Origin of the sequence: Roseobacter sp. MED193 (assembly GCF_000152965.1) — a bacterium.
Classification (GTDB): domain Bacteria; phylum Pseudomonadota; class Alphaproteobacteria; order Rhodobacterales; family Rhodobacteraceae; genus Pseudophaeobacter.
The window spans coordinates 760,440-778,357 of the sequence record NZ_CH902583.1 but is presented as its reverse complement, the minus strand read 5'-3'; the positions used below and the strand labels follow the sequence as shown (position 1 = coordinate 778,357).

Here is a 17,918-nt window from a genome sequence, read left to right as displayed (position 1 = left end):
TGTTACAAAAAGTCGTCGCGGCGTGGCGTGAAGGTGTCGATCAGCTCTCCGGGTTTTAGGCAGGTGCAGCCGTGTTCGGCGCCGGAGGGGATGATGAAGCTGTCGCCAGGGCCAATCTCGAAGGTTTCGCCCGCGACTGTGAAGCGAAAGCGCCCGGATTTGCAGTAGGTGGACTGCACATGGGGATGGCTATGCAGCGCGCCGGTCGCGCCATTTGCGTTAAAGCGGAACGAGACCACCATCAGCTCAGGCGCATCGGACAGAACCTGCCGGGTGACATCCGGACCGGCATCGACTTCGGGGAATGATTTCAGCATTGAATACAGGTCCTTAGTGGAACATGGAGGGCAGCCAGAGCGACAGAGCCGGAACATAGGTCACGGCCATCAGCGTCGCGACGGCGGCCAGGTAGAAGGGCCAGATCGAGTGCATCACCGACCAGATCGACACCCTCCCGACGGCGCAGCCCACAAAGAGAACGGCGCCCACCGGTGGCGTACACAGGCCGATGCCGAGGTTCAGGATCAGGATCACGCCGAAATGCACCGGATCGACGCCAAAGGCCTGCGCCACGGGCAGGAAGATCGGTGTGGTGATCACGATCAGCGGCGACATATCCATGAAGGTGCCGAGCAGCAGCAGCACCAGATTGATCAGCAGAAGGATCACGATGGGATTGTCGGACAGGCCCTGCAACGCGGCCACCAGCATGGCGGGCACCCGCAAGAAAGCGAGAAGCCAGCCAAAGGCCGCGGCGCAGCCGATGACCATCAGGACCATGGCCGTGGTGCGCACCGCAGCGAGGGTGGCAGCGACGAATTCGCTCCAAGTCAGGCTGCGATAGACCAGCAGGGTCACGAACAAGGCATAGACCACCGCGATGTTAGAGCTTTCGGAAGCGGTGAAGACACCCGAACGCACGCCGCCAAAGATGATCAGGATCAGGATCAGCCCCGGCGCGGCACTGGCAAAGAGAACGCCCAGCATCCGAAGACCCGGAAACGCTTCTGTCGGGTAACCGCGTTTCTTGGCCACGAACCAAGCCACAGCCATTAGAGACAGGGCCAACAGCAGCCCGGGCACAATGCCGGCGGTAAACAGATCCGCGATCGAGATCTTGCCGCCGGCTGCAATCGAATAGATGATCATGTTGTGTGAGGGGGGCAGCATCAGCGCGATGATCGAAGAAACAACCGTTATGTTAACTGCGTAGTCAGCGCCGTAGCCGCGCTCCTTCATTTGCGGCACCATCAGGCCGCCGACAGCAGAGGCATCAGCGGCGGCCGATCCGGATACCCCGCCAAACATCACCGAGGCGGCGATATTGACCTGGCCCAGGCCGCCGCGCATGTGCCCCACCAGGGCAGAGGCCAGGGCCACCAGGCGGCGGGCAATGTCTCCACGCACCATCAAATCGCCGGCATAGATGAAAAAGGGGATCGCCATCAGGGCATAGACTGACACGCCCGAGTTCAGGCGCTGAAACACCACCACCGGCGGCAGATCCAGATAGAGAACGGTGGCAAAGGAGGCCGCGCCAAGGCAAAAGGCGACTGGCGTTCCGATCAAGAGCAGCACGCTAAAGGTGCCAAAGAGAATCCAGAGTTCCATCGGGGTCAGGCCTTTTCTGTGGTCATGGCAGCGCCATCGGACGTCGCCGCAGAGGCAGATTGCGAGGTCGGGCGATTTTGCGCCTCATCGTCGTGATCATCGCCGAACCGTCGCGTTGGCAGGCCAGCAGCGCGGCGGGCCAGCCGTTCCAGCGTGAACAGCACCAGCAGTGCACCGCCCACCACCAGTGGCAGGAAATCGAAGGCACCCGAGATGCCCAGAGAGGGTAGTTTATTGCCGGCAGTTTTGATTGCCAGATCGGTGCCATATTTCGTCATCCCTGCGCCAAAGGCACAGATCACCACGTCGGATATGGAAAAACACCACAGGCGCGCGCGTTCCGGCAGCACGAAGATCACCACGTCAAAGGCAAGGTGATAGCCTTCGCGAATCCCGACAGCGGCGCCCAGAAAGATGAACCAGCCCATGATCATCACCGCGGCCGGCTCGGTCCAGGGCAGTGAATCATTCAGCACGTAGCGCCAGAACACCTGGGCTGCGATGAAGAGGGTCATCAGCACGACGCCTGTCCCCGCCACCCATAGACCCGTTTGGGCCAATAGCCCTGTTGCACGCGCAATCCGTAGCATAACCTGTTGCACGGATCCCCCCTTCCGCTGTCATTCATGAGTGAGGAGGCGCAGCCTGAGCGCGCCCCCAAAGCTGTTTTGAGATTATTCAGTCGCCTGAATCCGCGTCACCAGGTCCTTGAGCGTGTCTGTTGTGACATACTTCTGGTAGACGGGAACCATTGCTTCGATGAAGGGGGTTTTGTCGATGTCAGTAATGACCTCTACGCCGGCTGCGACGATTTTCGCCTCAGAGGCTTTTTCCCGTTCGGCCCAGAGGTCGCGCATGACTGGAACAGAAGCGCGCGCAGCGGCCCTTACGGCCTCCTGCTGATCAGCCGAAAGGCTATCCCAGGTCTTCTTCGACATGACCAGAACCTCAGGCACGATCAGGTGCTGATCGAGGGTGTAGTATTTGGCGACCTCGAAATGGCCCGAGCTTTCGTAGGAGGGCCAGTTGTTCTCTGCGCCGTCAATCACGCCGGTCTGGATCGAGGAATAGACCTCGCCATAGGGCATTGGGGTTGCATTGGCACCAAGGGCAGAGACCATGTCAACAAACAGGTCAGACTGCATCACGCGGAACTTCATTCCAGCCAGATCTTCCATCGACTGGATCGGCTTTTCGCTATTGTAGAAGCTGCGCGAGCCGCCATCATAGAAGGCGAGCCCGATCAGATCATGGGCTGCAAAGGCATCCAGGATTTGCTGGCCGACAGGGCCATCCATGACCTTGTGCATATGTTCGACCGAGCGGAAGATATAGGGCAGGGACGGGATCTGGGTTTCGGGAATGATGTTATTGAAGGGGCCAAGCGAGACGCGGTTGAGGTCAATAACGCCGAACTGGGTTTGTTCAATAGTGTCTTTTTCCTGACCCAGCTGGGCGGAGTGGAAGACTTCGACGCAGAGGCTGCCATCGGTGCTGTCCTTGAGGATTTCGCCCATCTTCTCGACCGCGACGACGGTCGGATAGCCTTCGGGGTGGGTGTCCGAAGACCGCAGGGTGGTCTCGCAGGCGCCAGCGGCGCTGGCGAAGCCAGCAGAGGCCAGCAATGCGGCCGTAAGGGTCAATTTATTCATTTTTTCCTCCCAGAAAATGGCTGTTCAAAGCCGGTAGGCTTGGCGTGCAAGCCGGTGTGTGAGGTCCTCCACGACCTCAAATGCCTCGTCCATGGCCAGCCGCCCGGTGGAGACCAGCGTGGCGAGGTAACTTGCATCGACCCGGCGCGCCACGTCGTGACGGGCCGGAATCGAGCAAAAGGCGCGGGTATCATCGTTGAACCCGACTGTGTTGTAGAACCCTGCGGTTTCCGTGGTCATCTGGCGGAACCGCATCATGCCCTCATAGCTGTCGTGGAACCACCAGGCAGGTCCAAGGCGCAGGCAGGGGTAGACGCCGGCCAGCGGCGCCAGTTCGCGGGCATAGGTGGTTTCATCAAGGGTAAAGAGGATCAGCGTCAGATCCGGTTCCATGCCTACCGCATCCAGCAGTGGCTTCAGCGCCGTCACATAGTCGGTGCGGGCCGGGATGTCGTAGCCCTTGTCGCGGCCGAAACGGTTCAAAACACTGCTAGAGTGATTGCGCATGGATCCGGGATGCAACTGCATGACCAGACCGTCCTCGAGCGACAGCCGCGCCATTTCGGTCAGCATCTGTCCTCGGAAATCCTCGCGCTCTGCCGTATCTGCCTTGCCAGTCATGACACGGGCATAAAGCGCCTCGGTCTCGCTGCGGGTGAGGTTGCGCGTTGTCGCGCTGGGGTGACCGTGGTCGGTCGAGGTGGCGCCGAACTGTTTGAAATAGGCGCGGCGATTGCGATGGGCATTGAGGTATCCGTCAAAGCTGGCGGCGCTTTCACCCGCAAGGGCGCAGAAGGTCTCGACGTTTTGCACAAAGCCTTCGAAGTCGGGGTCAATGACCGCATCCGGGCGATAGGCGGTGATGACTCGCCCGCTCCAGCCGCTGTCCTGTATCATCCGGTGCCACTTTAGATCATCCAGGGGGCTTTCGGTGGTGGCGATGACTTCAATGCCGAAGGTCTCAAACAGCGCGCGCGGGCGATACTCGGGGCGCGCCAGGCAATCGGCGATATGGTCATAGTATAGGTCTGCGGTCTCTTTGCTTAGCCGAACATCCAGCGCGAACACCTCCTGAAAGGCATGATCGAGCCAGATCCGCGACGGTGTGCCACGAAACAGGTGGTAGTTCTCGGCAAAGCGCCGCCAGATCTTGCGACCGTCGACCTCGGTTGGACCGCCATCCACCCGCGGCACACCCAGATCTTCGAGGCGCGTCCCCTGACTGTGCAGCATCCGAAACACATAGTGATCGGGCGTCACAAAGAGCTGTGCGGGATCTTGAAATGGCGTGTTTTCGGCAAACCAGCGGGGGTCCGTGTGGCCATGCGGGGAGAGGATAGGGGCGTCTTTTACGCTCTGATAGAGCTCTCGCGCCAGGCCGCGCAGGGTGGGGTCAGTTGGTAGGAGGCGATTCTCGTCCAGGATAGGCATTTTTCTATTTTTCCAATTTTTTAAAGGCTTTATCTGCTGGACAATGCCCTGTCTCTTATAGTAATATTCTAGTATATCAGTTTCAGTCAAGGGAGAATTGTCATGCTTGAGATCAAGCCGCTTGCCAGTCAGGAGCCATCTTCGCGTCCATCAGCAGCTGAGCAGGTCTTTGCGCAGCTGCAGCGGCAGATCCTCTCGCTTGAGCTGGAGCCAGGGAGCAAGATATCTGAGGCGGAGTTGGCGAAGGCTCTGGGGGTGTCGCGACAACCTGTGCGTGATGCCTTCTTTCGTCTTGCGAAGCTGGGATTTCTTTTGATCCGCCCTCAGCGGGCCACCACGATCACCCTGATTTCTGAAAACGCGGTCATGCGGGCACGGGCGATCCGCACAGCGCTTGAGGTCGAGACCGTCCGTACAGCTGCCTTTACCCTGAATTCAGAAGACCTTGATGCGCTGGAAAATGTGATCGAACTGCAAGACGTTGCAGTCAGGGCCGAGGATAAACAGGAGTTTCACCGGCTCGATGATCTTTTCCATCACGAGATCTGCACCCGTGCTGGTGTCGGGTTCTTCTGGGATCTGATTGCCGAGAACAAGGGGCACATGGATCGGGTGCGCATGCTGTCGCTCAGTTTTGCTTCGCGTGATGCCTGGAACGACCACGTTGAAATCATGAGAAAATTAAGGGCGCGTGATGTAGAGGGCGCTAGCGAAGCAATTCGTGACCACCTGAGCCGAATTCGCCAGCAGATAGATCGGATCCGCGCCGCAAACCATGAATGGTTCGCGCCCGAGGAAACGGATTTGCATTTGCGCGGCTGAGCCTGGGATTGGCAAGGGCGCTAGGTCTCCGTTTTGTGCCCCTGGTACTTGCATCACCAAAGGTCACTTTGGTCTATTGATGGCAAAACCAATAAAGTATCAGCGGAAAGCTTTGCCCAGAGCGCTGCCGCAGGTCTGTTAGGGGTGGGGGGGGCGTTTGAGTGCGCTTCAAATTGCCCCCGACAGGCTATGCGCCTGCCGGAGGGGGGTGAGAGCAGAGGTTTCCGGTTCACTCTGTGCTCGCGGGCGCTGCCACCAATGAGATCGTTCTATCGGCCCATTTCTGGGCAATATTTTGATCATGGGTCACAAGAACAATGGAGATCCGCGTTTTTGCAGCGATGCCTGCGAGCATGGCCAGGGTCTCACGTTGGGTGATCGGGTCAAGGCGCGAGGTGGGTTCGTCGGCCAGAAGTATCTTTGGCTTTACGGTTAAGGCGCGCGCAATGGAAATCCGTTGCAGCTCCCCACCGGATACTTCGTCTGGTCGCCGATTCAGCAAAGCAGGGGAAATGCCAAGCTGTTCCAGATGGTGCAGGACTTCGTTCCAATCCGTTCTGTGCAGCCTTGCAACGTCTTTTAGTGTGCGCGACAGGGAAATACGGTCTGGAAAGGCCGCGGGCGGGTCCTGATAGAGCTTTTGGATCCCGTGGCGTGACAGCGAAGGATCCCGCAGAACTGTACCGGATTGCGGTTTCAATAGCCCGGCCAAAGCATCCAGGAGCGTGGTCTTCCCGATCCCGCTGGGGCCTGTGAGCGCAAGTTTTTCACCCTCGCGCAGCTCGAGGTTAAACTCTTGGAACAATTTCCTATTGCCGCGGGCAACAGCAAGATTTTTGACCGTTAGGACCGTTTCACCCAGGGAAGCAGGTGCACTGACAGGCCAATTCTGCGGGTCGGCGTCTAACAATGACTGGGTGTAGCTATCGGTCGGGGCATTCAGGACCTTGGCGGTCGGCCCTTGCTCCACCAAAGTGCCCTCTCGCAGCACCAGCATCACACCGCCAAGACGACGAGCAACAGTGGCTTCATGGGTGATGGCTAGCAAAGTGCCGCCTGCCTGGGGAACCTCAGCCAATAGATCGATCACTTTGCTATGGCGTTCGGCGTCAAGTCCCTTTGTTGGTTCATCGGCCAGAAGGATCGGTGCCTTTGCTGCGGTGGCGGCGGCAAAGGCAACCCGTTGCGCCATGCCTCCCGAAAGCGCTCCAGGAAGGCGCTGTTCGGCCCCGGTCAGGCTCAGCGTCTGAAACGCGCTTTGGGTGGCTTGATGTGCTTCGTCCGGGGAGCGCCTGGCCACAAAGCGATGGGCTTCCTGGACTTGCCCGAAGGATCGCATCAGTGGATCTAGCGCGCGCCAGGGCTCCTGAGGCAGCGTTGCAATGTCACGCCCCCAAAGCTTGGCGCGCTCGACTTGGGGCAGCTGATCAACGCGATTGCCGTTGATATAGATGTCTCCCTCTGCTCGCAAAGCTGCTGGTAAGGTGCCAAGAATAGCCTGTGCAATAAGGCTTTTGCCTGCGCCGGTTTCACCCATGATAACAAGTGTTCCTCCAGGGGCCACTTGAAAGCTCACGGGTCCCAAAAGGCATTCTTTTCCCGCAAAGACTGAAAGGGCTTTCACTTGGATTGAAGTATTCATGAGCGGCGCAGGCCTCCGACGGATAGATGTAGGGCAAGAACGGTAATGACCAGGCAGGCAACCGGCTGCAGGATCAAAAACGGCGCCTCTCGCCAATAGGGCAGGAGTTCGGTCATCATAACGCCCCACTCGGCAGTTGGGGGCCGAACACCGACGTTGACAAAGCCCAGTGCTGCAACCGCAGTTACAGCAGTGGCCGCGCCAAAGGCGGCAATGGTCAAAAGGCCCGGCCCGATCTCAGGGATCAGGTGACGACGTACCAAAAGCCAGGGACCAAGGCCCAACAGGCGAGAGGCCTCAACCGAGGGGTCTGCCAGAATGATCCGAGCCCGTTGACGGGTATAGCGGAAGTATTCGACCCAAAGGGTCAACGAAATACCGGCATAAAGCGCCCACCATGAACCTGGCGCGATCGCTGCAAGCATCAGCACCAGCAGCAGGCCCGGCATCGCGAGAACCGCGTCGGCAAAAGCCCCTAGGAGACGATCTGTCCAACCGCCAAACCAGGCGGATGTGACGCCTAAGATAGTGCCTGGCAAGCCAGCAGTCAGGACGGACAACAAGGCCAGCGACAAAGACAGCTGCGCTCCTGACAACAGCCGGGCAGCCATATCGCGACCAAGATGATCTGTGCCAAGCGGATGTGTGAGGCTTGGAGGGCTAAGCGTGGCCAACAGGGATTGCTTGGCGGGGTCCACTCCGATTAAATCTGGCCCGCCAATAGCCGCGATGGCCAAGCCAGTTACGAGCCCAAACCCCAGCACTTTTGCGATGGGTTGTTTTGGCAGTCTTGTCTGCGCATGGGGCGACTGGATTGCGTTTGTCTGTTGCATTACAAAGCCCTTTCTCGTGGGTCGATGCCGCGGCAGGCCAGATCAACGCAGAGGTTCAAGGCCACATAGAGCAAGCCCAGCGTTAGGGCTGTGCCCTGTACCATGGCGATGTCGCGCCCAAAAATCGCGTGGACAAGTGCGTGGCCAATTCCGGGCCAAGCAAAAACGGTTTCAACGATCACAACGCCCTCGATCAGATAGGCCAGCTGGACACCCACATAGGTCACAACCGGCAATGCGGCGTTGCGCAAAACGTGGCGTGTCAGGGTTAGACGCGCACTCAGACCTTTGGTGCGTGCGAACAGCTGCCAATCTGAATTCATGGCGTCAACAACTGCATCGCGCACCACTCGGTTGGACACTGCGGCGAGCCCAATTCCAAGGGTAAAGGAGGGTAAGATCAGGTTTTCAATGCCGCGAAACCCAGCAACAGGAAAGAGTTTGAGCTGCACCGCAAAGATCAAAACCAAGACGACCCCCAGTGCAAATGCGGGCACTGCGCGCAAGAATATGGAGAGCCCCATGCAGATCCGGTCCAAAAGGCTGTTTGGGTTCAGCCCTGTCGCGATCCCCACTGGCAGGGCGATCATCAGTGAGGCAGCCACTGCGCCGCCTGCCAGCAAAAGCGAATAGCCAAGTTGGGTGGCGATTTCGTCGACAACAGGCGTGCCATAGACCAGTGAATTGCCCAAATCAAATTGGGCCAATTGGCCAAGCCATCCCCAAAGCTGCACAAACCAGGGCGCATCCAGACCCAATTCCAGACGAACAGCTTCGGCGGCGGCGGCATCCATCATATCATAGCCATAGCGACCAGCGGCAATGCGAAAGGCGGCATCACCGGGCAAGGCCTGCATCATTGCAAAACTGACGATGCCGACGATGACCGATACAATAATGGCTTGCAGCCCTCGCGCAGCGAGGACTGTAAGCACTGACTTAAAATAGTGAGCCATTCTAGTCTTTGGCCCAATACATTTCGCTCAGGCCGTAGCTACGCTGCAGCGGGTCAATAACCACACCTTCAAGGTTTTTATCAATCGAAACAGTATGTTGATACCAAACCACAGGGATCACCGGCAGCTCCTGCTGCAGCAGGTTTGCTACGGTGGCGATGTTTGCCTGGCGTAGTTCCTGGTCAGAGGTGGATGCAATAACCTTCAAGGCATCCACGACCTTTTGGTTTTCCCAACCCATGGCGCCCCAATCGCCGCCACCCGGACCAAAGTCCTGCAGGACAGACCCAATCGGATCGGGCGTCAGCCCATAGTTCCGCGCGTAAAGCGCCACATGTAGCGAGCCATCTTGGTGGCCTGCGGGAATTTCAGAATAGCTTGCTACGCTGACTTCCAGCTCGATGCCGATGTCACGCCATTGATCCTGTAGGGCTGCAGCGATCAGCGGCAATTCTGGGCGATCGGGGAAGGTCCGCAGGGTGATGGCAAAGCGTTCACCATCGCGGGTCAGAACTCCGTCGTCACCGGGCACCCAGCCTAGGTCCGCCAGCAGGGCCTTGGCAGCTTCAATGTCTGTCTGAAGAGGTTCGATTTTTGCGGAATGCCACCGGTTTAGTGCGGGCGGGAAAAGCTGATCCGCTGCGGCCTCTGGGAACCGGGTGATCGCGCGTGCGATCCCATCCCGCGGAATGGCAAGGCTTAGGGCTTGACGCGCCTTTGGGTCGTTGAAAAATGGGTGAGCGGCATTGACCTTGAGGGCGACAACCCGCGGGATCGGAACTGCAGAGGTCTCAACGGTCTCGACGTGGCTCAAATGCGAGTATCCGGCGGCGTCAAGGGTAAAGACGATATCAGCATCGCCGCTTTCAGCGAGCAAAGCCCGGGTTTCGGCACGTCCCGCCGCCAAATAGGTAGCGGTTTCCAGCTTGGCTTTTTCACCCCAATAGGCGTCATTGCGCATCAGCGAGATACTTTGCGGGGGGGTGAAGGCAGACACTGCAAATGCTCCGGTGCCAATCAACGCCACTGGCTTACCTTCTGCGTCGAATGCAGCAGGCGCGGGTATGATTGTGGTTGCATGGGCCAAAAATGCGGGCAGGGCGGTGAAGGGGGCGTCAAGCGTCACTACCACTTTGCCCTCTTTTGCGGTGATTTGGGTGATCGGCGCCTTTTGCAGAACGCCGGGCTGCCCCCAGGCACGGGTCAGAGCAAGAACCGCCGCATCGGCATCAAAGGCGGATCCATCGTGAAAGCGCACACCTTGGCGCAGGGTGAACTCCCATGTCAGCCCATCCTCGGATGCGGCCCATTGCGTGGCCAGGCCCGGGCGCAGCGCCCCGGTTGCATCCGCATCAACCAGGTTTTCCATGATCTGCAGTTTTTGGATGGTGAAACCCGCTACAGCAGGGTCATAGCTCGCCACTTCCCATGGGGAGGCGATTGTAACGCTTGATCTGGTCTCCGCTAAAACGGGACTCGCAGCAGCTGCGAGCGCAATGGCTGCGGCGAGGCTTAGGGATCTGAACATTTTTTATCTCCGAAAATGAGCACAAGATTCGGCGATAGGTAGCATGAAATGTTATGTCATAACATTCTAAAAGTACTAGAGCGGACAACAGGCCTAAGATCGGACATTCTGCGCAAACGCAGGCAGTAACCCGAGGGGGTAAAGCGCATCCCAGACTCTAAAGGGGTACACAAGTAACCTGAGGTTTGGCCCGCTTTCCATATGTTTGGATTGGGCAATAAACGCCTGCGCTGGTCATTGAGCGGCTGCCTTTGATCGCGCAACTTCCGCCAAAATTTTAATAGGTTACCCTTGGGAGAGTGCGTTGAAATCTTTTCTTTCGAAAAGGACGGCCCCCAGAACGACCAGTGGTTCACGAAAGGCGAAGCCGGAGCCTGGCCAAGGCGCGCCAACCCCAGTGTCCATTAAGAGCATTTAGCTTTTTGAATTTAGTTTTTTTTGTGGGAGGAGCTTAGAATTCTCCAAGGGCCTTTGTGCGAACCCAAATTGAGCAAAACGTTGACAGTAGGTCTGTATTGGGTGCTCTACTCTTCCTGTAATTGGGCTGCTGCCCGCCAAAGTGGATGCCAAATGTTTGCCTTTATTCTGCAAAGCCTAATTTCCCTTTCTCTGGCGGGTGTTCTGGTCTACGTCGCGCTGACCAACGATTATCTCAACGGCAAGGAGCAACGACAGAAAGCTCTGATCGGCCTGTGCCTCGGGGTGACCGTGATCTCGTTGAGCATGATTTCGATAGAGGTCGGGCCACAACGGATTTCGATGAATGCTGTGACCGGACCGTTGTTGTTGGCAGGCTACCTTGGAGGACCGGTCGGAGCTTTTATTGCCGGGCTTTGTGCGGTTATGTTCCGGGTCCTGAGTAGCGATCCAATGCCTGCTGTGACCCTTTATATGTTGCTCGCGATTCCGTCCCTTGGTCTGGCAACGAGTTATCTGAAGGGGGGACGGGCTTGGCCGCAGATTTCGCGCCGGGCCTTGCTCACGATTTGGATTGGCTATTGCCTGTTGTTCATCCCGCCACTGTTGAACAATCTATATGTCTCTCCCACGTCGTCCTCGTTGTTCCAGGCCGTAAAGATGACTTTGATTTTCGGTGGTAATGGGACGCTCTCCATTGTTGTCACATGGAAAATTCTCAATTTTGCTGCGCGCCTTGCAGATAAAGTAAACGGTGCAAATGAATTGTCTGAAAGCTTTGAACTGGCAATGGGGATGTCGGGAATGGGGCGGTTCAGACGGGAGAAGGGCGATCCTAGGCCATTCTTTGATGAAGGCATGCTCGCAATCTATGGGCTTGATAACACTGGTGCCTCTGAAGAGGGGGGCAAACATGGTTTCATTCCAGTCTCTGGGTGGGATAAACTTGTCCTGCCCGAAGACCAACCTGAGATATTGTCCGAGGTGGACCGGGTTTGGAGAGGTGAGCAACGGTTTGGTCGGGGCGAGTTTCGGGCGCTCAGACCGGATGGATCGGTGTGCTTTATTCGCGCCGCCTGGGTCTCGGATTCAAAGAATGGCGAGGTTCCAACCCGTGTAACTGGCGTGCATATGGACCTTACTGACATTCGCGAAGCAGAGAGGCAAAACAGGGCCTCGCAAGAGCGTTTGGCGATGATTGCTGAAGAAATTCCGGGCGTGATCATGGAAATTGACATGACGGATATCAAGCGCCCGAAGCCTTTGTATGTCAGCCCAAAATGCAAAGAGATCTGGGGGGTTTCGGACCACGAAATTTATGACAGGCCTGAGATCTTGTTCGAAATGCATGATCCCGAGGACATCGACCATTTCATGGGGCTGATTGAAACAAAGGGTGCAGAGGGCAAACCCTTTTCGCATCGTTACCGGATTACTTCGCGAGATGGATCAAACCGCTGGTTGGATTTCCATTGCAGCTTTTCCAAGGGGACAGATGGCGAGGTATTGTTGAGAGCGGTGCAGCTGGATGCGACCGGACAGGTTGAAGTGCAAAACCAGATGCAGCAAGAACGCGAGATCGCCCGCCGGGCACAAAAGTTCGAGAGCATTGGCCAGCTGACCGGTGGTGTGGCCCATGATTTCAACAACCTGCTGGCGGTTGTGCTGGGCAATCTGGAACTGTTGCGTGACGATGAAGAGCCAGCAAAACAAGTTCAGCTGATTGATGCGGCCATTGCTGCGGCGTTGCGCGGGGCCGATCTGACCAAGAACATGCTTGCCTTCGCGCGCAAGGCGCCACTTGAACCGGTAAAACTCAACCTCAATGATGTGGTGCGGGAGGCCAAGAATTGGATGGGTCGCGCTTTGCCAGAAAGCGTACAGGTCGAGACCTCCCTTCTTGCCGGACTTTGGGCGATTGATGCTGACCGGACCTCTCTGGAAAGCGCGTTGCTTAACCTGACCCTCAATGCCCGTGATGCGATGAATGGCAAAGGAAACCTGACGATTGAGACCGCCAATGTGCGGATCGACGACGACTACATTGACAGTCGAGAGGAAGAGCTTGCTCCTGGGCGCTATGTCATGCTGGCGATCAGTGACACCGGTCCTGGAATTGAGAAAGAACTGCTGGCTTCGATTTTTGAACCTTTTTTTACCACCAAACCTCCAGGCGTTGGATCGGGGCTCGGCTTGTCGATGACGCTCGGATTTATGCGTCAATCCGGTGGCACCGTGCAGGTCTATTCCGAAATTGGCGAGGGCACGACGTTCAAACTGTATTTCCCTGCTGCTAAGGATCAGCCAGACACACCGACAAAGGTGCAATCCATTAAGGTTGCCGAGGCGACGGCGGGTCGTCGACTTTTGCTGGCTGAGGATGAAGAAGGTGTGCGCGACACCCTTGTGACCATCTTGGAACGGGCAGGCTACTTGGTGACCGCCACGGCCTCGGGAGATGAGGCCTTTGCCACCTTCGTTGCAGATCCCACTTATGATCTGTTGCTGACAGATATCGTTATGCCAGGAAAGTTGCAGGGCACGACCCTTGCCAAGGAACTGCGCCTTAGGTGGACGGATCTACCGGTTATTTTTATGTCGGGCTATGCCAGCGAGGCGACCGTACATGGCAATGGTCTGCGACCAGAGGATATCCGCCTGATGAAGCCGGTTCGCCGGGCCGATTTGTTGGCCGCGCTGGACAAAGCCACTGCCAATCTCCGTGACAGGCCCACCTGAACCTGTCCTGCAGCTATGGCCGTGTCTAACCGGCGTCTGATCGCCTATTTGGGTGGGTCTGGCGGCGACTTAGCTCCGGCCTGAGGCCTCGAGACGTCAAAAACCGGTGAGAAGCCTCACCCGGAGAAACACGGGGCTGAGCGAAACAGAACAGCACATGAAATAGGCAAGGGGCGCAATGTTGCCATCACGCCCCTGCCAAGTATTGGATTGCTTTTTCAGCTCTTAGAAATGTGCTGATTTGGTCCCTGCTGGAACCGTCAGAGGGGGGGCAAACTTGGTGAGGTCGATGCCTTCTACTGCGGTTTTGTATTCCTCCATCGTGGGCGTGCGGCCCAGAATGGCGGAGAGCACAACAACTGGGGTCGAGGCCAGCAGCGATTCACCCTTCTTCTCAGCGGTGTCACCCACGACGCGGCCTTGAAACAGACGGGTCGAGGTCGCCAGAACGGTATCGCCTTTTGCGGCCTTTTCCTGGTTACCCATGCAGAGGTTGCAGCCGGGGCGTTCTAGATAGAGAATGTTCTCATACTCGGTCCGGGCCTGGGTTTTGGGGAACATATCGTCAAAGGTGAAGCCGGAATAGCGCTGCAGGATCTCCCAGTCGCCTTCCTCCTTCAGTTCGTCGATGATGTTATAGGTTGGGGCAGCGACCACCAGCGGCGCGTTGAACTCCACCTTGCCCATCGCCTTTTCAAGGTTCTTGAGCATCTGCGCCACGATCTTCATGTCGCCCTTGTGCACCATGCAGGAGCCAACAAAGCCCAAATCAACATGCTTGTCACCACCGTAGTAGGTGATGGGGCGGATGGTGTCGTGGGTATAGCGCTTGGAGACATCATCGTTGTTCACATCCGGGTCAGCGATCATCGGCTCATCAATGGCCCCAAGATCAACGACAACCTCTGCAAAATATTTGGCGTTGTCGTCTGGGGTCAGGGCCGGCTTCGCACCTGATTTGATATCAGCGATACGTGCATCTGCCTTTTCGATGAGACCCTGCAAGAGCTTAGCTGCATTGTCCATGCCCTTGTCGATCATGATCTGGATGCGACCCTTGGCCAGCTCCAAAGAACCAATCAGGGTTTCATCATTAGAGATACAGATCGAGGCCTTGGCCTTCATCTCGGCTGTCCAGTCGGTGAAGGTAAAGGCCTGGTCTGCCAACAGGGTGCCGATGTGGACTTCGATGATACGCCCTTGGAAGACGTTCTCGTCATGTTGATCCAGCATCTGTGCCTGGGTAGCATGGACCACATCCCGGAAGTCGAGATGCTCGGCCATCTTGCCCTTAAAGGTCACCTTAACGCTCTCCGGGATCGGCATCGAGGCCTCACCGGTGGCCAGCGCCAAAGCAACGGTACCGGAGTCGGCGCCAAAGGCCACGCCCTTGGACATGCGGGTGTGGCTGTCGCCACCGATGATGACGTCCCAGTCATCCACGGTGATGTCGTTCAGCACCTTATGGATCACGTCGGTCATCGCGTGATATTCGTCCTTGGGGTCACGCGCTGTGATCAGGCCGAAATCATTCATGAATTTCATCAGCTTGGGAATATTGGCCTGCGCCTTTTTATCCCACACAGATGCAGTATGGCAGCCGGACTGATAGCCAACGTCCACTGAAGGTGAAATCACGGTCGCCGCCATGGCTTCCAATTCCTGCGCCGTCATGGGGCCAGTGGTATCCTGCGAGCCAACCACGTTAACCTTGACGCGGACATCAGACCCAGCGTGCAGGGTGGCGCCAGGGGTGGTGCCCAGGGCATTGCGGTTAAAGATTTTTTCAACGGCGGTCAGGCCCTGGCCCTCGGCGGTGATCTCCTTGGAAGGGGCGTAGGCCGATTTCAGCTCCTGTCCCAGGGCTTCGGCGGCAAATGTCTGCAGCTTCTTGCCGAAGACCACGGCGTAGGAGCCGCCTGCCTTCATGAATTCAATTTTCTGCGGAGTGAAGGCCGCTGCGACGCTTTTCAGCTCTTTGCCTGTCGCATCATGCAGCGTCTTGGTTTTGGAATTGATGGTCAGCACGGTGCCAGTGGCGACCGAATAGGCTTCTTCCAGAACGGCTTCGCCCTCTTCGTCCTCAACCACGTTGCCATCCGCGTCCAGCTTCTTGACCCAGTTGTCCAGATCAATGCCGATGCCGCCGGTCACGCCTACGGTGGTCAAGAAGATGGGCGAAATGCCATTGGTCCCAGCCACAACAGGGGCGATGTTGATGAAGGGCACATAGGGAGAGGCCTTTTTACCAGTCCAGAGCGCCACGTTGTTGACGCCGGACATCCGGCTGGAGCCAACACCCATGGTGCCTTTTTCGGCAATCAGCATCACGCGTGCATCGGGGTGCTGTTTTTGCAACTCCTGAATTTCTGCCTGGGCTTCGGGGGTCATCATGCATTTGCCGTGCAGCTCGCGGTCCGCGCGCGAATGCGCTTCTGCACCAGGGCTCAGCAGGTCGGTCGAAATATCGCCCACACCGGCGATATAGGTCACAACCTTGATTTCTTCTTCCACCTCGGGAAGCTTGGTGAAGAATTCAGCCTTTGCGTAGCTCTCAAGGATGTCCTTGGCCACGGCATTGCCTGCAGCCAGGGCAGCGGCCAGACGGTCGGTATCGGCCTCATAGAGGAAGACCTGAGTTTTTAGGACTTCAGCTGCCTGGGCTGCAATCGCTGCGTCGTCACCAAGTGCCAGATCGAGCAGAACCTCAACCGAGGGGCCGCCCTTCATGTGAGACAGCAGTTCAAAGGCAAAGGTCGGGGTGATTTCCGCAACCTCTTCCTGACCCAGAATGATCTCTTTCAGGAACTGCGCCTTGACCCCTGCGGCGCTGGTGGTGCCGGGGATGGTGTTATAAATGAAGAAGTCGAGCGAGGCCTCGCGGTTTGCGTTGCCTACATCCTTGATCTGCGCGATGAGCTCTGCAACCAGGTCAGCCCCGTCGATGGGCTTGGGGTGCAGGCCCTGTTCTTTGCGCGTTTCAATCTCTGCTAGGTAGTCAGTGTACAAGGTCATGGTTTTCCCGCCGATAGAGTGTTGCACGTGAGCTTGAACGACGGGTGTCAGAAAGGTCTGGCGAGTCGGAACAAGCTGGTTGTATGCGATTGTATACTTCGTGGGGCCGATATGCAATATGCCCACCAAGCCGTTTGATGTTTTGACTGCTCTCGTTTGTGAATAATTTTAAGACTGCGCTGGGGCAGCCCCGTTGTCACGGCGCAAATTAAACCATCAAAGTTACCGCAGGACTAAACACGGTTCTGCGAGGCTGGCAAGGAGTGCTTCGCACAAGAACCTGCGGCACTTTTGTGTCATTGAAGCCCTCCCTGTGGTGGGTTTTGAACCAGAGGAAGCAGCAGGCGGGCCGGAAATCCCATGGGGTTCACTGCCGACACTTCGGTTGATCGAGGCAGCTGACATCCGATCACAGTTGGCTAACGAGGTTTTCGCCGGGCTCGCTCACTGTTGAACCTTTCTTCGATTGCTCGCTAAATTACCTCTATGACATTCAAAATGCCTTTGCTCGTATTTACCGATCTTGATGGGACACTGCTGTCCCATAGTGATTACCAATGGAAGCAGGCAGCTCCGGCCCTCAGGCGCCTTGCAGATATCGGTGCGGGAGTTGTGATGGCAAGCAGCAAAACCGGGGCTGAGATAGCAAGCCTGCGCGCCGAAATGGGCTTGCAGCACTGGCCCGCGATTCTTGAAAATGGTGCCGGTCTGCTTGAAGCCTATGCAGAAGCTCCCTCCGATTGTTCCGATTATGCCCAATTGCGCGCCGGTTTGTCTAATATTTCAGCACCACTCAGGGCGCGGTTCTTGGGGTTTGGGGATATGAATGAGGCGCAGGTCTCTGAGGCGACCGGGCTCTCACACTCTGATGCGCGCCTTGCCAAGCAGCGCGCCTTCTCAGAGCCGGTGATCTGGTCAGGAACGCTGGAGGAAAAAGAAGATTTCCTTGCAGAATTGGCAAAACTGCGCATTTTTGCCCGCGATGGTGGCCGGTTTATGACCCTCTCATTGGGGGCAACCAAGGCGGATCAAATGGCAGATCTCATGCGCAACTATGCGCCCCGCCATACCATTGCCCTGGGCGATGCGCCCAACGATGTCGAAATGCTGGAGAAAGCTGATCTTGGTATCATTATTGCTAATCCACATCGTGCGCCGTTACCTGAGTTGAAGGGTGAAAGTGCAGGCAGGATCATACGCACGACACTGTCCGGCCCCGAGGGGTGGAACGCTGCAATCCTGGCGCAGCTGACGCGATTAAACTTGTGATAG

At 57.1% G+C, this 17,918-nt stretch carries 13 protein-coding genes; 3 read left to right on the top strand and 10 right to left on the bottom strand.

Annotation, left to right across the window (positions count from 1 at the left end):
• Window positions 1-2: 2 nt before the first annotated feature.
• The 5 genes from MED193_RS06210 to uxaC all read right to left on the bottom strand — a co-directional run bounded on the left by MED193_RS06210 (window position 3) and on the right by uxaC (window position 4,694).
• A complete protein-coding gene (locus MED193_RS06210) occupies window positions 3-317 on the bottom strand; it encodes a cupin domain-containing protein (RefSeq protein ID WP_009808819.1) in 315 nt (104 codons plus the stop codon).
• A gap of 13 nt (window positions 318-330) precedes the next feature.
• Window positions 331-1,611 (bottom strand): TRAP transporter large permease, encoded by a 1,281-nt coding sequence (locus MED193_RS06205; RefSeq protein WP_009808818.1) that lies wholly within the window; start codon window positions 1,609-1,611, stop codon window positions 331-333.
• Window positions 1,612-1,616: 5 nt separating this feature from the next.
• The gene (locus MED193_RS06200) at window positions 1,617-2,213 is read right to left on the bottom strand and encodes a TRAP transporter small permease (protein ID WP_198133855.1); all 597 of its coding nucleotides are present in this window, start codon (window positions 2,211-2,213) and stop codon (window positions 1,617-1,619) included.
• A 72-nt stretch (window positions 2,214-2,285) separates the two neighbouring features.
• Complete coding sequence (locus MED193_RS06195) at window positions 2,286-3,263, bottom strand: TRAP transporter substrate-binding protein (RefSeq protein WP_009808816.1); 978 nt, start codon at window positions 3,261-3,263, stop codon at window positions 2,286-2,288.
• A 24-nt stretch (window positions 3,264-3,287) separates the two neighbouring features.
• On the bottom strand, window positions 3,288-4,694 hold the full coding sequence (gene uxaC, locus MED193_RS06190; RefSeq protein ID WP_009808815.1) for a glucuronate isomerase: 1,407 nt from the start codon (window positions 4,692-4,694) through the stop codon (window positions 3,288-3,290).
• A gap of 102 nt (window positions 4,695-4,796) precedes the next feature.
• On the opposite strand from uxaC, the gene MED193_RS06185 reads away from it, so the two are divergent.
• Window positions 4,797-5,516 (top strand): GntR family transcriptional regulator, encoded by a 720-nt coding sequence (locus tag MED193_RS06185; RefSeq protein ID WP_009808814.1) that lies wholly within the window; start codon window positions 4,797-4,799, stop codon window positions 5,514-5,516.
• Between the two features lie 229 nt (window positions 5,517-5,745).
• On the opposite strand, the gene MED193_RS06180 is transcribed toward MED193_RS06185, so the two are convergent.
• Genes MED193_RS06180 through MED193_RS06165 form a run of 4 tightly spaced genes read right to left on the bottom strand, consistent with a single transcriptional unit; the run spans window position 5,746 to window position 10,475 of the window.
• Complete coding sequence (locus tag MED193_RS06180; RefSeq protein ID WP_039965967.1) at window positions 5,746-7,158, bottom strand: ABC transporter ATP-binding protein; 1,413 nt, start codon at window positions 7,156-7,158, stop codon at window positions 5,746-5,748.
• Window positions 7,155-7,991 (bottom strand): ABC transporter permease, encoded by an 837-nt coding sequence (locus MED193_RS06175; RefSeq protein ID WP_009808812.1) that lies wholly within the window; start codon window positions 7,989-7,991, stop codon window positions 7,155-7,157. Before MED193_RS06175 ends, MED193_RS06180 begins: the two co-directional genes overlap by 4 nt.
• Window positions 7,991-8,947, bottom strand: coding sequence for an ABC transporter permease (locus MED193_RS06170; protein ID WP_009808811.1), 957 nt, complete (start codon window positions 8,945-8,947; stop codon window positions 7,991-7,993). Before MED193_RS06170 ends, MED193_RS06175 begins: the two co-directional genes overlap by 1 nt.
• A gap of 1 nt (window position 8,948) precedes the next feature.
• Entirely contained in the window at window positions 8,949-10,475 is a 1,527-nt protein-coding gene (locus tag MED193_RS06165) for an ABC transporter substrate-binding protein (RefSeq protein WP_039965966.1), read from the bottom strand.
• A 570-nt stretch (window positions 10,476-11,045) separates the two neighbouring features.
• On the opposite strand from MED193_RS06165, the gene MED193_RS22265 reads away from it, so the two are divergent.
• Window positions 11,046-13,631, top strand: coding sequence for a PAS domain-containing protein (locus tag MED193_RS22265; protein WP_009808808.1), 2,586 nt, complete (start codon window positions 11,046-11,048; stop codon window positions 13,629-13,631).
• 225 nt (window positions 13,632-13,856) lie between these two features.
• Here the strand turns inward: MED193_RS22265 and MED193_RS06155 are convergent, their stop codons facing one another.
• Entirely contained in the window at window positions 13,857-16,646 is a 2,790-nt protein-coding gene (locus tag MED193_RS06155; protein WP_009808807.1) for a bifunctional aconitate hydratase 2/2-methylisocitrate dehydratase, read from the bottom strand.
• A gap of 498 nt (window positions 16,647-17,144) precedes the next feature.
• Between MED193_RS06155 and MED193_RS06150 the strand changes: the two genes are divergently transcribed.
• Window positions 17,145-17,915, top strand: a complete 771-nt coding sequence (locus MED193_RS06150) for a mannosyl-3-phosphoglycerate phosphatase (protein ID WP_254655435.1) — start codon at window positions 17,145-17,147, stop codon at window positions 17,913-17,915.
• The last annotated feature ends 3 nt before the right edge of the window (window positions 17,916-17,918 follow it).

What these genes read in the sequence shown, in the direction of transcription:
- MED193_RS06210 (WP_009808819.1), bottom strand. Translation starts at nt 317, where the DNA reads ATGCTGAAATCATTCCCCGAAGTCGATGCCGGTCCGGATGTCACCCGG.
- MED193_RS06170 (WP_009808811.1), bottom strand. Translation starts at nt 8,947, where the DNA reads ATGGCTCACTATTTTAAGTCAGTGCTTACAGTCCTCGCTGCGCGAGGG.
- MED193_RS06175 (WP_009808812.1), bottom strand. Translation starts at nt 7,991, where the DNA reads ATGCAACAGACAAACGCAATCCAGTCGCCCCATGCGCAGACAAGACTG.
- MED193_RS06155 (WP_009808807.1), bottom strand. Translation starts at nt 16,646, where the DNA reads ATGACCTTGTACACTGACTACCTAGCAGAGATTGAAACGCGCAAAGAA.
- MED193_RS06195 (WP_009808816.1), bottom strand. Translation starts at nt 3,263, where the DNA reads ATGAATAAATTGACCCTTACGGCCGCATTGCTGGCCTCTGCTGGCTTC.
- MED193_RS06180 (WP_039965967.1), bottom strand. Translation starts at nt 7,158, where the DNA reads ATGAATACTTCAATCCAAGTGAAAGCCCTTTCAGTCTTTGCGGGAAAA.
- MED193_RS06205 (WP_009808818.1), bottom strand. Translation starts at nt 1,611, where the DNA reads ATGGAACTCTGGATTCTCTTTGGCACCTTTAGCGTGCTGCTCTTGATC.
- MED193_RS06165 (WP_039965966.1), bottom strand. Translation starts at nt 10,475, where the DNA reads ATGTTCAGATCCCTAAGCCTCGCCGCAGCCATTGCGCTCGCAGCTGCT.
- MED193_RS06150 (WP_254655435.1), top strand. Translation starts at nt 17,145, where the DNA reads ATGCCTTTGCTCGTATTTACCGATCTTGATGGGACACTGCTGTCCCAT.
- MED193_RS06185 (WP_009808814.1), top strand. Translation starts at nt 4,797, where the DNA reads ATGCTTGAGATCAAGCCGCTTGCCAGTCAGGAGCCATCTTCGCGTCCA.
- uxaC (WP_009808815.1), bottom strand. Translation starts at nt 4,694, where the DNA reads ATGCCTATCCTGGACGAGAATCGCCTCCTACCAACTGACCCCACCCTG.
- MED193_RS22265 (WP_009808808.1), top strand. Translation starts at nt 11,046, where the DNA reads ATGTTTGCCTTTATTCTGCAAAGCCTAATTTCCCTTTCTCTGGCGGGT.